The 22,816-nt window shown below is 40.6% G+C and carries 17 protein-coding genes and 1 pseudogene; 9 read left to right on the forward strand and 9 right to left on the reverse strand.

Features of this window, described 5'->3' with window-relative positions; genetic code table 11:
- Positions 1–132: 132 nt before the first annotated feature.
- Both RMY16_RS20285 and RMY16_RS20290 read left to right on the forward strand, forming a co-directional pair.
- Positions 133–861, forward strand: coding sequence for an ABC transporter ATP-binding protein (locus tag RMY16_RS20285; RefSeq protein WP_322660384.1), 729 nt, complete (start codon positions 133–135; stop codon positions 859–861).
- A gap of 437 nt (positions 862–1,298) precedes the next feature.
- Positions 1,299–1,495 (forward strand): annotated as a pseudogene (locus RMY16_RS20290) (IS4 family transposase); the annotation flags it as partial.
- Positions 1,496–1,582: 87 nt separating this feature from the next.
- Here the strand turns inward: RMY16_RS20290 and RMY16_RS20295 are convergent.
- Complete coding sequence (locus tag RMY16_RS20295) at positions 1,583–3,115, reverse strand: SagB/ThcOx family dehydrogenase (protein WP_322737941.1); 1,533 nt, start codon at positions 3,113–3,115, stop codon at positions 1,583–1,585.
- 288 nt (positions 3,116–3,403) lie between these two features.
- On the opposite strand from RMY16_RS20295, the gene RMY16_RS20300 reads away from it, so the two are divergent.
- The 3 genes from RMY16_RS20300 to RMY16_RS20310 all read left to right on the forward strand — a co-directional run bounded on the left by RMY16_RS20300 (position 3,404) and on the right by RMY16_RS20310 (position 6,795).
- Complete coding sequence (locus RMY16_RS20300; protein ID WP_322737942.1) at positions 3,404–4,252, forward strand: alpha/beta hydrolase; 849 nt, start codon at positions 3,404–3,406, stop codon at positions 4,250–4,252.
- A gap of 257 nt (positions 4,253–4,509) precedes the next feature.
- A complete protein-coding gene (locus tag RMY16_RS20305; RefSeq protein ID WP_322737919.1) occupies positions 4,510–6,231 on the forward strand; it encodes a serine/threonine-protein kinase in 1,722 nt (573 codons plus the stop codon).
- Positions 6,232–6,480: 249 nt separating this feature from the next.
- A complete protein-coding gene (locus RMY16_RS20310; protein ID WP_322660380.1) occupies positions 6,481–6,795 on the forward strand; it encodes a YkvA family protein in 315 nt (104 codons plus the stop codon).
- A 116-nt stretch (positions 6,796–6,911) separates the two neighbouring features.
- Here the strand turns inward: RMY16_RS20310 and RMY16_RS20315 are convergent, their stop codons facing one another.
- Together RMY16_RS20315 and RMY16_RS20320 are read right to left on the reverse strand one after the other, a co-directional pair.
- Entirely contained in the window at positions 6,912–7,289 is a 378-nt protein-coding gene (locus RMY16_RS20315) for a GxxExxY protein (protein ID WP_322737920.1), read from the reverse strand.
- Between the two features lie 41 nt (positions 7,290–7,330).
- On the reverse strand, positions 7,331–10,537 hold the full coding sequence (locus RMY16_RS20320) for a glycoside hydrolase family 15 protein (RefSeq protein ID WP_322737921.1): 3,207 nt from the start codon (positions 10,535–10,537) through the stop codon (positions 7,331–7,333).
- Between the two features lie 1,029 nt (positions 10,538–11,566).
- Between RMY16_RS20320 and RMY16_RS20325 the strand changes: the two genes are divergently transcribed.
- The 4 genes from RMY16_RS20325 (at position 11,567) to RMY16_RS20340 (ending at position 16,315) form a co-directional block, all read left to right on the forward strand.
- Positions 11,567–12,688: a glycosyltransferase gene (locus RMY16_RS20325; protein ID WP_322660374.1), complete on the forward strand. Its 1,122-nt coding sequence runs from the start codon at positions 11,567–11,569 to the stop codon at positions 12,686–12,688.
- A 427-nt stretch (positions 12,689–13,115) separates the two neighbouring features.
- The gene (gene mgtE / locus RMY16_RS20330; protein WP_322660451.1) at positions 13,116–14,468 is read left to right on the forward strand and encodes a magnesium transporter; all 1,353 of its coding nucleotides are present in this window, start codon (positions 13,116–13,118) and stop codon (positions 14,466–14,468) included.
- A gap of 151 nt (positions 14,469–14,619) precedes the next feature.
- Positions 14,620–15,702 carry an aspartate carbamoyltransferase catalytic subunit gene (locus RMY16_RS20335; RefSeq protein ID WP_322737922.1) on the forward strand — a complete coding sequence of 361 codons (1,083 nt, stop codon included), beginning with the start codon at positions 14,620–14,622 and terminating at the stop codon, positions 15,700–15,702.
- A gap of 172 nt (positions 15,703–15,874) precedes the next feature.
- A complete protein-coding gene (locus RMY16_RS20340; protein WP_322660370.1) occupies positions 15,875–16,315 on the forward strand; it encodes a pentapeptide repeat-containing protein in 441 nt (146 codons plus the stop codon).
- 70 nt (positions 16,316–16,385) lie between these two features.
- Here the strand turns inward: RMY16_RS20340 and RMY16_RS20345 are convergent, their stop codons facing one another.
- From RMY16_RS20345 to RMY16_RS20370, 6 genes are all read right to left on the reverse strand, one after another.
- Positions 16,386–17,726, reverse strand: coding sequence for a TldD/PmbA family protein (locus tag RMY16_RS20345; protein ID WP_322737923.1), 1,341 nt, complete (start codon positions 17,724–17,726; stop codon positions 16,386–16,388).
- Between the two features lie 143 nt (positions 17,727–17,869).
- Positions 17,870–19,342 (reverse strand): TldD/PmbA family protein, encoded by a 1,473-nt coding sequence (locus RMY16_RS20350; RefSeq protein ID WP_322737924.1) that lies wholly within the window; start codon positions 19,340–19,342, stop codon positions 17,870–17,872.
- Positions 19,343–19,650: 308 nt separating this feature from the next.
- The gene (locus RMY16_RS20355) at positions 19,651–20,475 is read right to left on the reverse strand and encodes a glycosyltransferase family 2 protein (RefSeq protein ID WP_322660364.1); all 825 of its coding nucleotides are present in this window, start codon (positions 20,473–20,475) and stop codon (positions 19,651–19,653) included.
- A gap of 46 nt (positions 20,476–20,521) precedes the next feature.
- The gene (locus tag RMY16_RS20360) at positions 20,522–21,826 is read right to left on the reverse strand and encodes an NAD(P)/FAD-dependent oxidoreductase (protein ID WP_322737925.1); all 1,305 of its coding nucleotides are present in this window, start codon (positions 21,824–21,826) and stop codon (positions 20,522–20,524) included.
- Positions 21,827–21,915: 89 nt separating this feature from the next.
- Positions 21,916–22,272 (reverse strand): EamA family transporter, encoded by a 357-nt coding sequence (locus RMY16_RS20365; protein WP_322737926.1) that lies wholly within the window; start codon positions 22,270–22,272, stop codon positions 21,916–21,918.
- A gap of 28 nt (positions 22,273–22,300) precedes the next feature.
- Positions 22,301–22,681 (reverse strand): EamA family transporter, encoded by a 381-nt coding sequence (locus RMY16_RS20370; RefSeq protein ID WP_322737927.1) that lies wholly within the window; start codon positions 22,679–22,681, stop codon positions 22,301–22,303.
- Positions 22,682–22,816 lie beyond the last annotated feature (135 nt).

The raw sequence follows: 22,816 nt of genomic DNA on the forward strand, positions 1-22,816 counted from the left end.
CCATAGTCAACAGTCAATAGTTATGCTTGACTTGACTGTTGACCAATGACCAATGACAAATACTTCTCTACGAGAGGCTGCGCCAACGCCTTCTCTACGAGACGCTACGCGAACGCTCAGTACAAGTGACCAATGACAAATGACTATTTACTAGATGTTCAAAATGTTCACGCCGGATACATCAAAGATGTAGATATCCTGCAAGGTGTGAACTTTCAGGTTGCACCAGGGGAATTGGTGACAGTGATTGGTCCCAACGGTGCAGGTAAATCTACTTTGGCAAAAGCAATTTTTGGGCTTTTGATCCCCCACACAGGCACAATTACCTTCAAAGGTGAAAATATCGTGGGGCTAAAGTCCAATCAAATTGTCCAACGAGGAATGTGCTATGTACCGCAAATCGCCAATGTTTTCCCCTCTCTCAGTGTTGAAGAGAATTTGGAGATGGGTGCTTTTGTGCTTAACGTTCCCCTGAAACCAATTAAAGATAAAATATTTACTATGTTTCCTAGACTAAGCGATCGCCGTCGTCAACGCGCTGGTACTCTCTCTGGAGGAGAACGCCAGATGCTAGCGATGGGCAAAGCTTTGATGTTGGAACCTGGTTTGCTGATTTTAGATGAGCCATCTGCTGCTTTGTCGCCGATTTTGGTGACACAAGTGTTCGAGCAGATTAAACAAATTAATCAGACAGGTACTGCGATCGTATTAGTAGAACAAAATGCCCGTAAAGCTTTAGAGATGGCTAATCGTGGATATGTATTAGAATCGGGACGTGATGCGATCTCCGGCCCTGGTGAAGAATTGTTGAATGACCCGAAAGTGGGTGAGCTATATCTGGGAGCAGGTAAGAGACATTAACCCTTTTAAATCACTCTTGCCCCATTCAACATAATACCAGCTTAATATCGGAGCTTCACCAGTCTATAGCGATGACTAAGTTGGGCTGCGCCGACGCTATCTATAACTAATACAAAAGCCATAACACTACCTGCCACTGCCGCGACCGTCGTTTTCGATGCTCAAAGAATTCTCCCTAATAATCCGTTTCTAATCACATCTACAGCTAGTCGAGAGGCAAAACAGGACATTCATTCAGGAAAAACTGACTAAAACGTAAATTACCCGGATTTACCAAAATCCCCATTCGCAATTCGCAATGACGCTCTCTACGAGACGCTAAAAGCGTAGCTTGCTTCTCTGAAAGAGTACGCAGACTCGCTAACGCTGCGCTAACGCAATTCTGAATTACGTCATGGATGGGTATTTAGATCCCAACCATAAATCAATATATGTGTATACAAAAATACATTAGTAGAATTAAAGAATCTGGACGGACTATTTGCCGTCATAGCAGTTTTTATATTGGATTATATGGATGGATGTGGAAGATTCCTACGAGTTAGTTGCCGAATTATTGGTACTAAGTCCTAACAAGCACCAGTACTACCAACAAGAACAAAGGGCGATGAGGCTAATTTTATCTGCATCCTAGTCCTTTTTGTAGCCCCGTAAGCTTGTACAGAGACGTAAAGGACAGAGAAAGAAACTCTCTGGATTCTCCGCGTCTCTGGGATTATTTTTATCTTGGGCGTCCCAATGTAGTGATATATAAAACAGCTTCATCAGCAGGAATACCCAAAACTTCATTTACTTGATCGTCAAAGAATCCACCGATACCACTGACACCTACATTCAGGTGCATTGCCGCTAAATTAAGGCGTTGTCCCAAATGACCGGCATCCATATGCAAGTAACGGTAAACGCGATCGCCATATTGTGCGATCGCAGCTTTCAAATCGGCTGTATGAAATAACACTGCTGCCGCATCCCGCCCTAATTCTTGTCCTAAACAGAGAAAATGTAACTCTCGCCGAAAGTTTTTAAACCGGATTTGGCGTAATTCTTGGGCTTTGGGTGCGTAATAGTAACAACCCGCCTCCAGTCCTTTGACTCCGCAAACAGCAATAAATGTTTCGATTAAATTTAGATCGAAGTAGTCTGGAGAAATATCTAAGCTTTGGTCAATGTAATTTTGCGGTTGGTAAGTAAAATCAAGTAAACTTTTCAATTCATCGAAGCTTAAATCATCACCATTGTAAGCGCGGGTAGAGCGTCGCTTATACATAGTGGTTTCCAGCTCTGATAGTTTTTGTCCCCAGTTTATAGGTACGGTGGTGGTGGGAATTTTTAAACAGAAAGGAAAATTGTATTTATCCTCTAAAGATTTTTCTTGTTTAATAGTTGGTAGATTAAGATTACCAGTTACACCTGGTTGGATCTGGGTGTGTCGATGGAAATATGTTAATAATTCGCCATCAGGGATTTGAGGATAACTGGTTTCAGTAGCGGAAGGTAAAGCAGTACATCCCAATGGTAAATTTTGATTAACATCTAACAAGTCTGCTAGAGGTAAGACAGCGATCGCACCTTCTTGTTGCGGATCGACATAAAGCAGATCGTTAACTGATTCATCCACAAAACCGCCGATTAAATGAGGGCGATAATCAGTAACCGCACCAGCTAACTCGATATTACCCAACAGATGTCCCGTATCCAGAAAAATCCGCCGATAAGCCCGATCTTCATAGCGCCATGCAGAACGATAGAATACCGCAGTGATAATAATTGCCAATTGGGTATTTTCTAAAGAAGGATGCCAGAAACAAGACTCTTGAAGAGTTTGCCAAACATCACTTTCCCAATAATGCATGAGAGAATGAGTTCGACACTGGTAGTTATATAGACCAGGCGGCAATAACAACGTACCACGGGAAACCACATACACCTCGGCAGGGTATAGTCCGCCTGCACTGGGAGCAGCGCGTAAATACACTGCACTACCCATAGAAGGCATTTTCGCCGTCAATCCATAACTGCGAAACAATAGCCGTGAAAGTCTTTGCCACCATTGAGCATCTGGATTATTAGCATAAGCCTCTGCTTTTTCTTGGATATAGGGTTTGAGATCAAAAGTAGAGCCAATTTTGTACTCTTTAAAAGGCACTGGCTGTTTAGTCCAGTCTAAGCGCTGACTTTTGGAAGCGAGAGTCTCAGGGTTGTATTTAGTCCGTTCGTGATAATGCTGGGCAATTGATTGGTGTAATTCTGGCATAGTACTTTTAATATCCTTGGGGCATCCTTTTCTTGATCTTGGCATTCATTAGCCTCATTATTTCGTGTCAATTGGTACAATCCTCAGAGTCATAAAGTGGTAAACGGTAACAATTGAATTTGTCATTAGTCATTGGTCATTTGTCATTGGTTATTAATATCCTCCCCTGCCCCCCTGCCTCTTCTGCTCCTCTGCTCCTCGGTCACTGAGCGTAGCCGAAGTGCTGCTCCCCATCTTCTTTCGCAGTACCATATAAACGCAAAACTATCTAAGCCTGGATGTGCAATGATGCCTGTACGTCAAACTTTATCAAAGCCTGATATCCAAGTTTCTTATTTAGAATGGAATCAAGGTCAAGAACCTTTACTGCTGTTACATGGCTTAGGCGATCATGCTCTGGTGTGGTCTAGTTTAGGAGATTACTTGGCGGCGGATTATCACATAGTTGCGCCAGATATGCGCGGACATGGCCAAAGTAGTAAACCAAAGATAGATTATAGCTTTGAGAGTGCGATCGCAGACCTTGAAGCACTCATGGATAATCTTGGATGGACTTTTGTCCATATTGTAAGTCACTCGTGGACAGGAAAATTAGCCGCCATCTGGGCAAGACAAAACCCAAAGCGTTTACGAAGTATAATTCTCGTCGATCCGATTTTTATCTGGAAAATGCCCAGTCTTCTCAGGGTAACTTTCCCGATGTTATATCGCTTCTTGCCTTTTCTTAAAAGCATGGGGCCCTTTGCCAATCAGGAAGAAGCTGAACAACAAGCACGGCAATTAAAGCAATATCAAGGATGGACTTCTTTACAAGAGCAAGTCTTTCAAGCAGGAATAGAACAAAAACCCGATGGGAGTTGGGGCAGCAAATTTACCATAACCGCCCGTGACGGAATTTTTGAGGCAGTGATGCAAGTGCCCGGTTTTACAATTCCCCTTGACACTCCTGCCCTATTCATCCAGCCAAAACAAGGACTAAACCGCCAAAATTGGCAAATTCAACCCTACAAAACCTATCTTCAAAACTTACGTATCTGCCAAGTTCCCGGTAATCATTGGCCATTTTTGACACAACCAGAGGCATTTAACCAAACTGTGGCAGCTTTCTTGGCAGAACACAGATCAAAAATCTCATGATTATTAGACGGGATTAGTCATATAGCAACAGAAGAATTAATAGGAGCGATGTCTAGGGGGATTGGGCATGGGGCATCCCTTCGGCTCCGCTCAGGGCAAGTGGGGATTGGGCATAAGAGGCAGAGGTGCAGAGGGGAAAACTTACTGCAATTTCTCCCCTGCTCCGCGGTCACTGAGCGTAGCCGAAGTGCTGCTCCCCTGCCCCCTGCTCCCCTGCTCCCCTGCTCCCCCGCTTCTCCACTCCACACTCCCCTGTCATGAGCCTTTGTATCAACCCTGTTTGCCCTAAACCAAATCACCCGAATAATCATCAAAACCGCTTTTGTCAAAGTTGTGGTTCTCATCTAGAATTGCTAGGGCGTTATCGAGTGACGTGCCTATTGAGTGACAAAACAGGTTTTAGTAAAATTTATGAGGCATACGAGCAAGATACCCCCCAAATTCTCAAGATACTCAAAGAGGATTTATCAGGCGACGCCAAAGCAGTAGAACTATTTCAGCAAGAAGTAACAGTGTTGGGACAATTCAAGCATCCCGGAATTCCCAAAGAAGATAGTTACTTCCAGTATCAAACCCGAAATGGTTTAGTGTTGCATTGCATTGCAATGGAAAAAATCGATGGCTACAACTTAGAACAGTGGCTACAGCAGCAAAATAGCCCCATATCCCAAGAACAAGCCATAGACTGGTTAAGACAGTTGATAGAAATTTTAGATGTAGTACATAGCAAACAGTACCTACATCGAGATATTAAGCCATCTAACATCATGATTAGATCCCCCCTTGAGCAGGGTTGGGGGAATCTAGTACTGATTGATTTTGGCACCGCCAGTGAAATTAATAAAACCTACCAAGACCAACTAAGCAACGGCGACAAGATGACAGCACTGATGTCATCTGGCTACAGCGCCCCAGAACAAATGAATGGTCAAGCAGTAGCGCAGTCAGATTTCTTTGCTTTGGGACGCACTTTTGTATTTTTGCTGACAGGACACCATCCTTTGGAGATGTATGATGTCCAGCAAAATTTATTGCACTGGCAAAATCATGCTACCCATATTTCACCCTTACTATTGAATTTAATTGATTGGCTAACAGCGTCAGATATAGAAAAACGTCCTGCCAATACTCAAGAAATTTTGCATTCTCTAGAAGAAATCGAAACTCAATTAACAGATACGACTTCGATAAATAGTAATATCTTAGAAGCTTCTAACCTTGAACATTTATCTGGAGATATTAATAATAACTCATTGCCTCCAAATAAGCAGCCAGAAAAAGTGCCACTGTTGGCATTTTTTGCAGTTCTACTAGTAGTATTAGCATTACTTAGTATAGTGGCTTTAGCAACGCGAAAATCAGATTTTTTTGAAACATCCTATTACAGACAATATCCAGAGAGAAAAGGTAATATTGATTACTTTTCTTATCAAGAAGGTAGGGATAGTCAGGGAAGGATTGCTGAGTTTAATATAGCAGTTTTATCACTAAAATATAAATGGCTTTTAGATAGCAATTTTCAAATTAAATACAATGATGAAATTATTAGTGTTGACCTTTTGAAGTTGAACTTAGAACAAGAAGGTATAGAGAAGATAATGGAATCTCCCAGTGAGATTATCTCTGTCGGTACAGCTTCTTGTAAAGGCGATAGATCAGTTCAAGAACGTGTAGCTTTAGAACGTTCTAAACAAATACAACTTTTGGTTAAAAAATTATTTATTAATACACCAAGTGTCAAAAGTTATCGCTTATTGAATTTGGGCCAATTTCAACGCAGTGATTGTCAGGCAAATCAGGATTTAACGACATATCAGACAAGTGTGATAATTATTGGTGTTAAAAGAGAATCATCAGGTGTCATTTTTGACGAGGCATTACGGAATAGGTTAGAAAAGAAGCCTTTTGCTGATTTTAAATTAGAAGATTATTCTTTGGGATCTGCACAGGAGTTTAAGACTATACCGAGCAATTTATAAAATCTCTAGCAAAGTACAATCAGTACAGAGGCATATCTCTTATGGCTAGGGCAGGAGATATCAGCACCAAGTGATTAATCAGCCCTATAAACAAACAACTTTCGCCTGTTTGGGATGAACCCGCTACCTACTGATTTATCTTTGTTGAGAAATTACTAGTAGCGTCTTCCAGACTAACTAGGACGGTTATTCGCACCGTGAGTTTTTAGGATAATTTGTCAAAATAAAAGATAACTGGAGGTTCAAAATATGAAATTTTCAATCCAATCACTTTACGCCTGGTATCGCAGTGTGCTTCGTAACCCCAAATACCGTTGGTGGGTAATTTTAGGAACGTTGGTTTATTTAGTCAGCCCATTTGATATTCTCCCAGATTTTATACCCGTTGCGGGACAGATTGATGATGTTTTCCTTTTGACTCTGCTAGTTAGTGAAGTGTCTGGGCTAGTAATTGAAGGCTGGAAAGCTCGTAAGGGTGAGGTGGGTGCTGAAGCACCTAATACTACTGAGGGTTCTACCTCTAGTGGAAGCACCATTGATGTTGATGCTGTTTCTGTTAAGTAGCTTTAATAAAACCCCTGCTTTTGGAATCGGAGGTGGGGGATATTTTTTTTCAACGCAAAGGGGCGCAAAGGGAAGCGCAGAGGTTCGCAGAGGATGAAAGAGAGTGAGAGGAGGAGTTAGAGGTTGTTGGCTACGCGTTTGATGCCTTCTCTGAGGTGGAGGACGTTAAAGTTGAGGAGAAGACCTAGTTTGCAGTTTGCTAGTTTGAGATAGGTTAGGAGTTGAACGGAGTGAATTGGGTGGAAGGATTCTACAGATTTAATCTCTACAATTACTTGGTTTTCGACAATCAAATCTAATCGATAGACGCATTCTAATTTCACTTCTTGATAAACTAAGGGCAGTGGAATTTGTTTACCAACATTCAACCCGGCCTTCTTCAACTCATAATCCCAGCACTCCTCATAAGCCGACTCCAACAAACCAGGCCCCAAAGCAGTATGCACCCTCATCGCACAACCAATAATCACCCCACTCAACTCATTCTCTCTCATCCTCTGCGCTCCTCTGCGCTTCCCTTTGCGCCCCTCTGCGTTTAAAAATCCTTCACAAATTCCGTCAAGAACCTGAATGCCTTCAAAATATAACTAGCGCAATCTCTAGGTGAAGTATTGTAAAACGATCGCCACGCACTCGCTTTATCCTCATCATAGCGATCGCTGCGTTGACTATGATTCTCTAACCACGCCAATCGCACTGCATGGCCAATTAACACATCCAACACGATATATTCTTCAATTTGCAACTTGGGATTATTGGCAGCGATCGCAGCTAATTCGATTAGTGCTTCAATATTAACTTGGCGATATTCTGTAGCTTCGATTTTATTCAGCAAATGCTCAACTAACAGCGCAAAATTTCTTTCCCCCGCTGTCATTTCCGACAGCATTATCTCGCTATCTAAACGATTGCGGCGTTCTAGTTTATCACCAATTACTAGACCCTTGCAATGTTGCATTAATAGCCAAACTTGCTTAAAAAATTCTTTTGGTACGCGTCCCGTCGCACCTTCAGCTTGGCGAAACCGCCGCCAACCACCCGGCGGAACTTCTATCCCTTCGGCGATTCCTGGTAGCACTACCCAAGCAATATCACTTTCTTTTTGTTTGACGTGCAGTGATTCTTGTTGGCGTAACAGGTTACTCATACCAGTGTATCCAGTTAATACCTGACGCAAACGCATTTTCACTTCAAAGGGTGAAAGTTGCATTAAGCGATCGTAAGCTTCATCTTGAGTGACATGTAATTCCTGCGCTAGTTCGCTGGTTATCAACAGGATGATATAGCCGACTCTCAGCGTTAAAAGTCCCTGAAATAGTTCGGGTTCTGAGCGAATTAAGATACCAACATAGATTAAAATCTCTTGGGTAAGGACGCGATCGCGGATATCTTCACGACAAAAATGGTTAATTTTATCGGCAATTTCATCGTGAGACATGGGTACGCTAATTAAGGACGCTTCGCTGTAAGCTTTACCCACAGCAATTTGCTTGCCCCGTACCAAAATACTCGTTACTGCATCTGATAGGCTGATATCAACCATTTGGCGTAACCCCGCGGCCCGACGCACTACTGCCCAAATGCCTAAATCTCCAGCTTTGGTATAAACTTCATCGAGCAAATCGCCTACTGTGACAGGATATCCTGGGCCGCCATATCCTGTATCAAATTTCATTCCCTGCAAGCGAGTTAAAGTTTGCAGTAACTCAATTTGCTCATAGATATTCTCAGATGAGCGCAAATGAGAAAGTAATAGCCCAAAGTTGGTTTCACACTCCATTTGAAATTCTTGGGTATGCCCTAAGCGCCAGTTTTTCTCAGGATGATAAGCTAAATAATAGCAACGTGGGCTAGCATTTTTCACTGGCGATCGCGAGAATTCTGCATTGGGAAGAAAATCAATTCTTTGAATTCCAGCTGTCAACATTAGCTGATTTAGCCGCCCTAATTTTATCCGCACGCCGTTACAAACACCATCTTTGAGTTCTTGCATCAGTTCTAGTAATGCCTCAGAACCACTTTCTAACATGGTGTGCGTCAACATTAAAGTCAGAGTAGGACGCCCTAAATCGCTCCAATATTTTTGAATGTAAGCTAGTTCGCTTCTAATTTGATCCAGCAGAAAATGGTAATCAAGGGTTAAGTAAAACTGTTGAGAGTCTGAGAATGAAGGCAAAAATACAATTGTTTCACCGCTAATCCGGAAGATTCTAGACGTTGTTAAACTTCGCAGCCGCCGCACTGGCCGTCCAGTTAAACCAAGTTTATCGTTACGTCCGATTTGAGTATAAATAGCTGAAAATTCTCCAGCTTTTCTCACTTGAATCGGTTCTACTTGAGTAGGCGTTTGTGCTTCAATTCCGTGAACTTCTAGTTTTGTTTGTAAATCTTCATCTTCTGCTAACAAGGCAATTTGTACCAATGCTTCGCGCTGTTTTCCTACACACAAATGTCTTCCCAAAGGGTCGATATCACCAACCGCCAGTAAACCTTCACTCAACATTTCACCGAGAAAATATAAACTCTGCGCCCACACTAAGGGAATATTTTCATTGGGCAAACGTGCTTGCGTTTGAGGTGCTAACTTTTCTGCTTCTATATTTTCTGCGGGAACATAATAAAGTTCTGGCAATAAACGCAAACCATCTTGTTCTATGAGTAATGATTCTAAAAGTTTTTGGTATTTTATAACTTGTTCTTGTTCACCGCGAAATAATCCATCTAGAACTAAATAAGTGAAAAATAGCGGCCATTCGCATTCAATATGCTCAAATTGTTTGAGTTCCCACGGTTCGTAGTGCAAGCGCTGATTATCTTCTAAAACGGTTTGGTGTCCATCACGCAGAAAACGTTTGCAACCGTATTTACCTGCAAGTTTATTGATAATATCGTTTAAAGTGCGATCGCGTAACTCCAAATCTTCTACTGCAAAGGCAGGATAACTAATAATACTTAACAGTGCCGCATCAATTTCTTTGGAACCAGATTCCCTCGGTAATAGCGATTCTAAAGTAATCCGGGCACGGGCGATTTCATCTGGTAGCACGTGAATCACCGATGCTTGACTACCATGCACACCAAACAAATCCAGTCCATTGATAGCTTCTAAAGCAGCTTTTGCCATGCCTACAGAACTGGCATTTAATTCAGCACTACCACGGTTAATTTTATTCCCACGTTCCCAAATGCCGTAATCTGGTGTGCGGTAAGCTCGTCCAATGTAGTAAACTAAATTTTGGACGAAGTTCACTTCATCAATGCTATAAATTATTGGCAATCCGGCTGCCGTCATTTGCGCCAACATTAGCAAAAATATAGATGTGGCATCAAGTTGCAAATGTCCCCATTCATCATCACCAACAACAATGTCACCGGTTGCGGTATTATATTTGGCGTGTAGTCCATCCAGTAGCGACTGAGTATGTTTAAATGTCTCTACTTTATGAGCCTGTCGCATCATTGCAAAGAGCAACCCGCGCATCAGTTTGATCACACTGTGTTCTAGTTCATAGGTACGTCCTTTGTTGTCGTCAATCTTGCGGTATGCAAGTCCTAAACCCCAAACTGCCAAAATGCTATAAACGTTGTCTCGCACCCAGGCATCAGTATAATCGCCGTGGGCTGTAATCGCCGTGCTTGCAGGTAGTAAACCAGTAATTGGATTTTGACGAGTCAGGATGATTGTTTTGATTTGCTGGTAGTAATAGTCCAGGCGAGTTAGCAATTTGGTAGATGTTTTCATGGTTTGGTTTAGAACTACTTGCAGAATTTCACCCCTTAAAGGAGTAGGTTTCTTGCACTTGGAGAATGGGACATGGAGATGGGATTCCGTACCGTAGGGCATACGGAAACGTTAATCTTCTCTATAAATACGATCTCTGCGTGAGTGGAATAATATCGTGTCCGGTTAAAGACTTATAATTAAGACCGCAGAGGTGAGGGCTTTTTGGGCTTTGTGCATAGATTCGGGAATTATAACTAATTAGCCGGACATAATCTCAGTGGTGGGATGATGTCAAAAAATCAAGAGTGTCTAACTCCGAAGGATGAGCTTATGCTAGTCTAAACTAAATCACTACTCCGAGGTTATGCTTATGCTGGTATAAACTAAATCATTTTTTTAGAAAAATATTTATTTAATAAATATAATTTTAATGTAGATATGTTTTAAAATTGATGTGTTTGTGTTAAAGATTCATTCAGCAGCTAATTGCACTTAAGAAAGGGAGGCTATCCTCAACCCAATCAAGTTTGCTAAAAACTAGGGTTTATGCACTTTACAAATAAATCATCTTGTGCATTTACATCAAAACCTCGGTTCAGCCTTTTACAAAGCATATTTTGTTAGTTGCGTAGGTGAGCATTTACCGCAGGCATCGCAAAAATCTACCTAGAAGCCTTGAAAAGGATAGTTGCTATTTTGGCTGATCTGTCAATGCTTAAGTCATAAAAAATTAATCGATTTGTTTACATAATAAATATCCTAGTTTGCTTTATTACACCCCAAGGTATTTACTAAATAATATTTTCAGGAAAAATTGTTATTTCACTTACTAACATAAATAATTGCAGCACTGATTTAGACTAGTATTAGCTTGAAAAAACTAAATTGTTGTTGCTGTTCTGAATGAATCAGGTAATTACGATTTTATCCAAAATGGCAGCAGATAGAACCAAGGGCATGAATATATAAAGAAATTAAAAGTTTTTTACCCAATATCTTGTTCAGTTTCTGGAAAGAGAAATATTAATCTTAAATAGGAGTAACACAATGAAAACAGTTGGGATGTATCGTCGAGCTTATCCGAGAGTATCAGAAACTTTTATCGGAGAACAAGCCCATAACTTACAAACATACAAACCGTTATTTCTTACTTGTAAGCTATTAGAAGAAATTCCTTTTGACAATATTGCTATTAGTAATAATGATCAATGGAAAATTAAGCAACTATTTCATATAATTTCTGCTTCACCAAATATGTTTGGCAACGAGGCTGAACTAAAAAATCTAAAATTAATTCACGGGCATTTTGGGCCAGATGGTATTTACGCAATGCGATTGGCAGAAAAACTAAATATTCCTTTCATCGTTACATTTTACGGGTTTGATATTACAGTTTCACGTCGCTCTATGTGGCTGTCAGGTAATCCAGCATTCTATCAATTTCTTTTGCATGAAGAAGAATTAAAACAAAAAGCGTCTAAATTTATTGCTTTTTCTAGTTTCTTGTATAAAAAGATGATTGAATATGGTTATCCTGAAGATAAAATTGTTAAACTAAATAGTGGTATAGATTTAAAAAAATTTGCCCCAGCCAGTGAATCAAAAGGTGAAAGATATATTTTATGTGTAGGCAGACATACTGAAAAAAAAGGAATTGATACCCTATTAAAAGCCTTTGCCCGGATTGCCAGTAAGCATCCAGATGTGTCAATTATCCAAATTGGAAATGGCACAATGACTGAAAAATTCAAAACTCTAGCAGATGAGCTTGGTATTAGTAATAGAGTCAATTTTATGGGGGCAAAACCTTATGAAGTGATTCAAAAAACTATGAGAAATGCAGAAATATTTTCTCTACCAAGTCAAACAGCAAAAAACGGTGATAGTGAAGGTTTACCGCTTTCAATATTGGAAGCCGCCGCTTCTGGTTTACCAATAGCTTCTACCTGGCATAGCGCTATCCCTGATGCTATTTTAGATGGAGAAACTGGCTTTTTAGTTGATGAAAAAGACGATCAAGCTCTCGCGGAAAAATTAGATATTCTTTTGTCTGATCGGGCTTTAGCTAAAAGTATGGGTAAAAAAGGACGAGAGTTTATTTGCGAAAATTTTGATATTCACAAGCAAACTGCCAAGCTAGAAGCTATTTATGATTTAGTAGTCAGTTAACGACACTCAAGTAAGAGTATCTTAATTTAGATTACTGAACTTCAAGCATTTGTAAATATACAGAAGTTTTCTAATCCCTTGTTTGGAGACCACTCTCCTTTTTTTAGCCATCCATATAGTTATTTATTCGCGATCGCTAGTTCTCACAGATTATTATTGACTACGATCGCAGAATAATTCCGCCAAAAAAAATCAAGGTAGCAAGCTAAAAATTTATATAAAGCTACTAAAGATATAAAATTTTCTCAGCATCTACCGGACAGCGCTGTTCCAGGTTAGGATGATGACTAGCAATGCTTTGATTTAGCTATCGATATTGAATTGTTGAAATTTTATGGGCAATAGTCCACAAGATGGCAGTATCAACCTCCTCTGAGCTGTGGTGAGGAAGTCTCCCAGCGCGGGGGAGACTTAGGAGATATATATGATGCTCACACAAGATATTCGTGATTTTTTGGCTGATACTACCGATTTAAACCAGCTGAAATGGGATTTAAATCGTTTGCAACCTGTGGATGTGGGAGAATACATTACACAATTGCCCGAACAACAACGGGCGATCGCATTTCGTTTACTCAATAAAGCTCAGGCAATTGATGTATTTGAATATCTGCCGACAGAAGTGCAAGAAGAACTAATTAATTCTCTGCATGATGTCCAGGTAGTGCAACTTGTAGAAGCCATGAGTCCCGACGAACGGGCAGAATTATTTGATGAACTACCTGCTGGGGTAATCAAACGGCTATTGCAAGAACTGAGTCCAGAACAAAGACAAGCAACAGCAACAATTCTCGGCTATCCAGAAGGTACTGCTGGGCGAGTGATGACAACTGAATATGTGCGATTACGGCAGGGATTGACCGTAGGCGAAGCCTTGAGCAAAATCCGCCGTCAGGACGAAGACAAGGAGTCGATTTACTACGCTTACGTCACAGATGATAATCGGACGCTGGTAAGAGTAGTTTCACTACGCCAATTGCTGTTTACCTTTCCCGATGTTTTCATCAAGGATATTGCTAGCGATCGTGTCATCAAAGTGAAAACTGAAACTCCCCAAGAAGAAGTGGCGCGAATCATGCAGCGCTACGACTTAATCGCTATTCCTGTAGTTGACCGAGAAGACCGATTGGTGGGCATTGTCACCATTGATGATGTCATGGATATTTTGGAAGAGGAAGCCACAGAAGATATCCAAAAACTGGGGGGTGTCAGTGGTGATGAAGCAGCTTTATCCTCTCCCTTACTCACCATTCGCAATCGCTTACCTTGGCTGTTGGGCATCATGGCCATGTATATTGGTGCAGCCAGTGCGATCGCGCCTTTTCAATCTGTAATTGCCGCAGTGCCAGTTTTAGCAGTAATCATGCCAATTTTTTCTAACACTGGTGGTACTGTCGGTATTCAATCATTAACGGTAACAATTCGCGGCTTGGGAGTGGGAGAGGTAACACCCAAAGATACCTTAAAAATTCTTCGCAAGGAACTTCTAGCTGGTTTAGGTACAGCTCTGGCTTTAGCCACAACGATGATCCTGCTTTCCTTAATTTGGGCGCGACCTCAAGAGCGATGGGTGGCTTTAATTGCCGGAATGGTCATGGCAACTAATACAATTGTGGCTGTTACGCTCGGCACTTTACTACCAATGGCTTTGAAACGACTCAAGCTTGACCCTGCTTTGGTTAGTGGCCCGTTAGTGACTACAATGCTAGATACAATCGGGTTTTTAACGTTCCTCAGCTTAATTTCTCTAGCTTTAAACGTTTTTCATTTACCAACATGAAGGGATTGGGTATTGGGAATTGAGTACAAGAGGCAGAGGGGCAGAGGGGCAAAAAGGCAGAGGCGAAAGACTTACTGCTACTTCTCCCCTGCTCCCCTGCTCCCCTGCTCCCCTGCTCCCCTGCTCCCCTTGTCCCAACTTTCCAAATTCTATGCCTACTACTACCTGGAATCGTCATCACATTCTTTCCCTAGCTGACTTCACTACTACTGAATACGATACAGTTTTGCAAACTGCTGCCAGTTTTCAAGAGGTGCTATCACGGCGGACAAAGAAAGTACCAACCTTGCAGGGACAGGTGGTGGCGAATTTATTCTTTGAATCGTCTACCCGCACCCGCAGCAGTTTTGAACTTGCTGCCAAACGCTTAAGTGCAGATACACTGAACTTCGCCGCCGCCACATCTTCTATGACCAAGGGAGAAACAATTCTCGACACGGCGAAAACCTATTTGGCGATGGGAACTGATATTATGGTAGTCCGCCATCGAGAGGCTGGAGTACCAAATGCGATCGCATCTGAAATGGATCGCCTCGGTGTACGAGTTAGCGTCCTCAATGCTGGTGATGGTCAACATGAGCATCCTTCCCAAGCACTGCTAGATTTATTCACCATAACTACTCTAATTGACCCAGCCAGTCCGCGACTAGAACTTTTAAAGGGGAAAAAGATTGCCATTGTCGGGGATATTCTCCATTCTCGTGTGGCGCGATCGAATATTTGGAGTTTAATTGCCAGTGGTGCCGAAGTACATTTGGCAGCACCACCAACCCTCTTACCTAAATTATTTGCCGAGTTTATCTCGGAGGAAGTAGAAGGCAGGAGTCAGGAAGTCACTGAGCGACTTGCCTTGAGCGAAGTCGAAAGGAGTCGAAGTGAGTCAGAAGTCAGAAGTAATTCCCCCAATCCCCAACTTTTTCTACATTGGCAGCTAGAACCAGCTTTGCAAAATGCAGATTTTGTCATGACTTTACGTCTGCAAAAGGAACGGATGACGGCTCATTTATTACCAAGTTTGCGAGAATATCATCAACTATTTGGTATTACACGCACAAAACTGCAACTTTGTAAACCTAACGTCAAAGTTTTGCATCCAGGCCCAGTTAATCGTGGTGTTGAAATTAGTTCTGAATTGATGGATGACCCAGAATTTAGTCTCATTCAATCACAAGTTACCAGCGGTGTCGCGGTTCGGATGGCGCTTTTGTATTTATTAGGTAGCGGCAAGGCTTAATATAATCTCAGTTTGAAATTTACTCCCATCGGACTATCTAACGGAAGAATACCTAGTCTCATAGAAAATATATATTCCTCCGATCGCATGAGGACAGAATCCTGTAATCTTGGCACACTGGTATCGTAGAAGCTCAGAATTTCATGACTTCTAGAAGTGTCGGAGGTAAAATATGAAACGAATTTTTTTGACGGCAGCAGCCTTACTCAGCACGCTATCTTTAGCTGCTCCCATTCCCGTCAAAGCAGAAAATTCCGCCCCTGTCCGCCGCTTGTTGGAAACTAGAGAATGTTCCGGATGCAATCTAGTAGGAGCTAACCTCAAAGGCGCTCATCTAATCGGTGTTGACTTGAGAAATGCAAATTTAAAAGGAGCCAACCTCGAAGGTGCTAACTTAGAAGGTGCTGATTTAACTGGTGCCAATTTGAAGTCTGCTAATCTTACAGATGCCTTTGTCAATGGTACTAGCTTAAATAATGCTAATCTTACCAACGTTGATTTGAGTAATGCTCATTTATATAATACTGACGTAAATGGCGCAGTTTTGGCTAATATTGATTTAACTGGTGCTGATGTCTTTAATACTGACATTAGCGTAGGTGGTGAATATTAATGATCGCTCATTATACAAAAGTAATGAGTTAAGAGTTTAACTTAACTCCTAACTCTCTACTTTTTAACTTTTACTCACCAGTAATCGACAGTTCATTAACCCAGATTTTCGGGCAAACTCCCCCTGGCGTTAACTCTGGCTCTTTTTCTACATAAATAATCGACTTTAAAAGTTCCAAGAAATCGCCAGCAACAGTTGCTGACTCAATACTCGTCCTGACACCCTTATTAACTAGCCAACCATCAAACGGCAAAGAAAACGAACCTTGCAAAGATTTAACTCCAGCATGGAGCGCCTGTAAATCATCAATAAAAATCACATTTTCAGCAGTTTCTAAGCTCAATTCTTGCTCAGGAGTTGCTGTTGAAAATACGTGATAAAAATTGGGACTGACGCTGACTTTTGCACCAATACTAGCATTACCAGTTGGCTGGGCATTTAACCTTTTAGCAGTGCCAGCACTATGGAGAAATCCTGTTAATACGCCATTTTCAATCAGCGAAATTTGACGAGTGGGAGTTCCTTCGCCATCAAAAGTTTCTGCACCAACGTTAGCTGGGTGCAGTGCATCATCATAAACTGAAATCAAAGGAGAAGCAATTTCCTTACCTAAATCATCAGGCGTAGATAGACTTTGATTGTCTAAAATACTTTGGGCATTGAATAAGTTAGAAAAAGCACCCAGCAGACTTAAGAAAGCTTCTGCTGAGAAAACAACTCGATATTTACCAGTTTTGATTTTTTCATAATTCAAGTGACTGATAGTTTTATCGGCAGTCTCTTTGATGCAACCATGAATATCTAGATTATCTAAACTTTGGTTGATTCTAAAAGCGCCTGCACTACGCGGTTTTTTGCCATCTTCCTCAGTTTTGCTATAAAGATAAACTGATGCCAAAGAGTGAGATTCTGTTCTTACTGCACCGTCGCTATTGAGATAAAATCTGTCAATATCTCTTTGAGACAAACCATTATAAGGTACACCTTTAATTGCTGGGTGAGCTGCCAGTAGTTCTTTTTCAGCTACCAACAATTTTTCTATAAGTTCAGCAACAGGTGCTTGAGGTGCCTTATGCAGAGGTTTACTTGGAATAGGAACAGTAGCCTCTGGACTAAAATCAGGAACATTTTCTTTAACACCGAAGAAACTGGCTTCGTAGGCAGTTTTCAAAGCTAATTCTAGTCCCTTGGGGTCTACATCTGTGGTGCTGGTGACACCCATTGTATTATCTTCATTCCAGACACGAACAGTAACACCAGAGCGATTTGAAGCTTTAACTTGTTTTGGCTCACCTTGGTCTACTTGCACACTAGTATCATCTACTGTTGAGCCATAAATGTCGAATTTCTTAATACCAAGCTTATCAGCATTATCCTTGGCAGAATTTGCAATTTCATTGATATTCGGCATAGTCAATTTTGGATTTGGGATTTTCTCGCTCCCTACTTCAGTCTGGGAGTGTAATAATAGAAGGCTTCTGCCTTTTTTTGGATAAAATAAGTGGCAGAGCCACGAAGAAAGCATTTCCAGGTAGAACCTGGAAGTTGATAAAGTTATCTTCCACCTACAGTAATAGAATCAACCTTGATATGGGGTTGTCCTACAGTGGTGTAAATACTGCCACTAACGGAGCCACAAAAACCTGGTGCAATTTCCAAATCTTGAGAACACATGGAAATTTTATTCATAATTTCCTTAGCTTCACCGATGAGAATTGCTCCCTTTAGCGGTTTGGTGATTTTGCCATTTTCAATCAAATAAGCTTCATCAACACTAAAGTTAAATTGACCTGTAGCACCAACGCTACCACCACCCATCTTTTTACAGTAAATACCTTTATCAACAGAGGCAAATAATTCATCAATACTATATTCGCCAGAATCAATATAAGTATTACGCATCCGGCTAGCAGCGGCATAGGTATAATTTTGGCGGCGTCCACTTCCAGTTCTGGGGTGTCCAGTGCGTGAGGAACCTGTTCTATCTGCTAAGAAGTTTTTCAGAACGCCTTTTTCAATTAAGAGGGTTCTTTGAGCTGGCATACCTTCGTCATCCATGTCAATTGTCCCGAAGGCATTTTCAGAGCGCCCTTCATCCCAGGCTGTCAAACTTTCGTGGGCAATTTTTTCGCCTTTTTTATCAGCAAAGGGAGAGGTATTGCGTTCTATTTGAGTGGTTTCTAATAGGTGTCCGCAAGCTTCGTGGAAGATTACGCCGCCAAAGTGATTGGCCATAATGATGGGATAAGTACCTGAATCCACATAATCTGCGTAGAGCATTTTTCCAGCCGATTCTGCTATTTTTTCAGCGGCTTGTTGAGAATCCCAAGTTCGCAAAAAGTTGGCATCGCTAGTATTACCCGCGCGATCGCCAATTGAGGTACGATTAGCACCATCAGCACACAACAAGTTAAATCCGACTGATTGTGTGAGGCGAATATCACGGGCAAAAGTCCCGTCACTGGCAGCGATTAAAACTTCTTGCCAATCCCGAAAATAGGTAGCACGGCGCGATTGGACGTGGCTAGCTTTTTGCTTCAGGTGGGCAGTACCATCAAGAAGGATTTCTCCCATTTCTCGGATGGAGCTACACACTGGTAACCATGCATCTTTACCTCTTTTGCTGGCGTAATCTCTGAGTAATTCTAGGTTGATTTCTGGGATGAAAGCTTTAGCAGTGGGTAGTTGCAATCCCAAGATAGAAAGACCTTTTTCTAAGGCTGCTTTCAAACCGGAAAACGAAAGGTCATTGGTGCTAACGTAACAGTCAGCTTTACCACGAAATACTCTGACTCCCGCGCCTGTAGACAGACTGGGTGAAATACTCGTGATAGCGTCATCTTCTGCAAGAGAACTAATGTAGTTGCGACGCTCTAAAAATAATTCGATGAAGTCAGCACCAGCGGCGCGTCCTAGTCCCAGAAGGGTAGCCAGTGGGGCTTCCCAGGTTTCATCGAAACGCTCTGGTGTGGAGGAATATTGGAGAGTGGGAAGTTGATTCGAGAGAAGTAGCGTACTTGTAAGCATGGGGTAGCCTCGTCTGCTGGCGTAGTTCAGAGATTTGACTGAAAAATCCTGGTTTGTTCAGTCTAACAAATGAGTAAAAGCCACAGTTGCTAGAAAAACGTGTGGATTTCCCTCCCCTTTAACAACACCTTGGCAAATCCGCTCACAGACTATAAATTTGGAGCTATTTGACGAATAATTCAGAAGTCAGAATACAAAAGCGGAGCAAGGAAAGCTCCGCTTTTGTATAAATGTAGAAAAATACACCTGTCTATATGTATTTACTGGCACTCTTCTCAACCAAAGAATCTAGACTTTTCTTCTCAGGTTTATTTACGGTTTGCCATTTTTATTGGAATTCTGACTGTTTCTTGCTGTTTGAAAGTCTGACCTAAATTAGAAGTTGGCTCTGTTGATAGTAGATTCTTAAACAAGAGCTTTAGGGTTCGAGTAATAGTTTTCACAATTTTCATTTTGCTAGCACTCGGCTTTTGATCGTATCTCAAAACCATTGGAATTTCTACGATTTTTGGTTTGAGGGCTTTGGCTTTCAGCAGTAAATCTATCATGCAAGCAAATCCACTTTCAGTGAATAGATTGTCTCCATAATACATATCTAGTTTACTGAGGAAAGTGCGGTTATACAGTCTGTAACCACAAGTGTAGTCTTTTACGCCTGGTACACGGGCGGCAATTCTGAAAAGCCAGCTGGCTCCGTAACTCATCAGCTCTCTAAATTTTGATAAGCCTATGACTTTAGAACCTTTTCGATATCTAGATGCGATCGCAATATCATAGCTACCAGCTATCATAGTGTCATACATTTTTATTAGCAGTTCTGGTGGTTGAGTATTATCACAATCCATCGCCGCTAAAAAATCACCTTCTTTGGAAATTTCTAAGAAAGTCGTGAAACCTGTTTTAATTGCTTGACCTAAACCAGCATTTTTGGGATGTTGGACTAATTTCAGTAATATACCTAGTGATTGAGATTCATCTATTGCAGTCTGAGCAGTTTTATCGCTACTGCCATCATCAACAAGAATCAATTCTATCTCTATGTTAAAGATTTGCTGCAATGTTTGAAACTTTTTGAACAAGGGTCGAATTGATTCTTGCTCGTTATATGCGGGTAGAAGAACAAAAAGACTCATAAAGACCTCGTGTGATTTTTTAAAATAAAGTGGGATTACTCAAATTTCAAGAATTCAGTAATGCTGATTTTTTGAGAAATTCATCGACTTGTCGAACTACTGCGTTGTTGTTGACGCTATCGTTGACCAACTGTGAGGTATTGACGACGAAAAAATCATCGTTTTCAGTACTCACTTTTGGAACAAGGCTGGAATAATTTAAAACTTGTAGTGGCTGCACTTTAATCGCTCGATTAATATGTGCTGCTACAATGTCATCTGCTTTAAGTTCGGGAAACATTAAACGTATACCTTGAAAAAATATTGGGCGTAATTCGTCATCTGGTTGTTTTAACAACGGGTCAGTGGAAAGTATATATTTTGGTAGAAATGTAATGTGATACCCTGCTGTTTCTTGTAAAGAAACTAAGTTACTCATACCGATAACTCCGGTAAAAGGAATGTTCTTATCGGCAATATTTACTACGTAATAAGGAACTAGAGGCTTACGAGTAATCAGTACCATACAGATTACACCCAGGTATTCTACTGTTTTACCAGTGTCTGAAACTTTCACCAGATCCTTTGCAGCAACCTGTTGCAAAATATTAACTGGGCCAGTAAAGATAACTTTATCAAAATGCTCTTTTTTACCCTGAGATTCTACCCACATTCCACCACCTGGATGAGGTGCAATATATTCAACTGCAACACCTTTGTGGATATGACCTCCAGCCGCGTAAACTAATTTTTCTATATGATCAAAAACAGTTTTGTAACCGCCTGAGACATAACCAAGTTGTTCTTTATTTAATGAAGAATCGCGCGCTGAAAATAGTCGTTTTATATAAGCCCAAATAAAAACTGCTGATATTCGCTTATAGTTTTCTCCTAATTTGGATAAAAGCAAAGGTTTCCACAGCTTTTCGTATGTGTTTTTACCACCAAGTTTCAATAGCCAATCTTCAACTAAAATCTTCTCTAAGCGCCGCCAGTTATTAAGGCGTGAACCATATAGAAGAGTAAAAGCTAATCTGATTTTACCTATAAGCCCAAATAGAGGAAAACGTAGAAATTCTATACTGTTACTAATAGAATAAAACTTTTTATTGTCATAAAAGCCTGTTAAACTTCGATGCCAACGCAATTTATCTCCAAGACCAATATCTCTGAGAAAATTTATTAAGTGAGTATCAGAAGGTAGGATAACATGATAAAAGCGATCCCAGGTAAATAGTCCGTAATCATGATAGGTAGTAAGTCCACCAAGCTGCTTATTACTATCAAAGACAGTGACTTCATGTCCTTGATGTGAAAGACGTTGAGCTAATACTAGCCCAGTTATACCTCCGCCAACAATGCCTATGTTCATAAATTAGATTTAGATTTTGTGAATTTTTTTTAGAGGATTATTTCAGAAACTGTTAATATTAATAAATTAATAATTTGCCTATTAAGCTGTTAATGTCCAACTAGAATTACACCAGTTATAATAACGGAGATTCCTAACCACTGACTAAAAACAACTTCTTCTTTTAAAAGATAGTGAGAAGCAATTGGTACAAATGCATACATTAATCCTAAAACTGGAAACGCTTGACTTAAAGGAATTGTCCGCAATACATAAAGCCACAATATAGTCATAAATGTATAGCAGATAAACCAAATCAAAAAATAACGAGATAATAAGAGATTTTTGAGAGAACCGCTTTCTCCTTTATTAGAGTTAGAGATGTAAATTCCATACTTGAGTGAGAGTTGAGCTGTTGTTCCAAACAAAACAACAAGTATTAAATTTAGCCAAGTAAAAATGCTCATTTTGAAATTTTCAAGTAATAGTAATTATTTATCTAAATTTGAGATTTTTTATAGGGATAACTACTAAAAGAACACCCAAGAAGATAGTGACGACTCCTACTACTCTAGTTAGTGTAATCACCTCATTAAAAAAGTAGTATGAACCGAAAAGTATCCCGACATAATTTAAACTTGTCAGTGGATAAGCGATACTCAATTTTACAGATCGCAGAGCCAATATCCAATTTACTATTCCTAAACAATAAACAGTAATAGCTAATGATAGTTTTTGAATAAAATCCCAAGTAAATACTCCCTCACCTGTATAAAGCATGGCATTTTTCATGAGCAATTGTCCACAGATACTAAGTAAAATACTTACAAACAAAATAATATAAGGGATTATTTTAAAGTTTGGACTTTGTGACATAGATTTCATAATACTTTGCCTTAATCAAGATAGCAGGTATGAATCGGGCAGCAAAAAATCAGTTGTTTTGAACGTTTCATATCTCGGTAACACCTTCTCTAAAATTCCAACTCCAGTTCAGTAAATAGACAACAC

Origin of the sequence: Nostoc sp. DedQUE12b (assembly GCF_034530835.1) — a bacterium.
In the GTDB taxonomy this organism is placed as follows: Bacteria; Cyanobacteriota; Cyanobacteriia; order Cyanobacteriales; family Nostocaceae; genus Nostoc.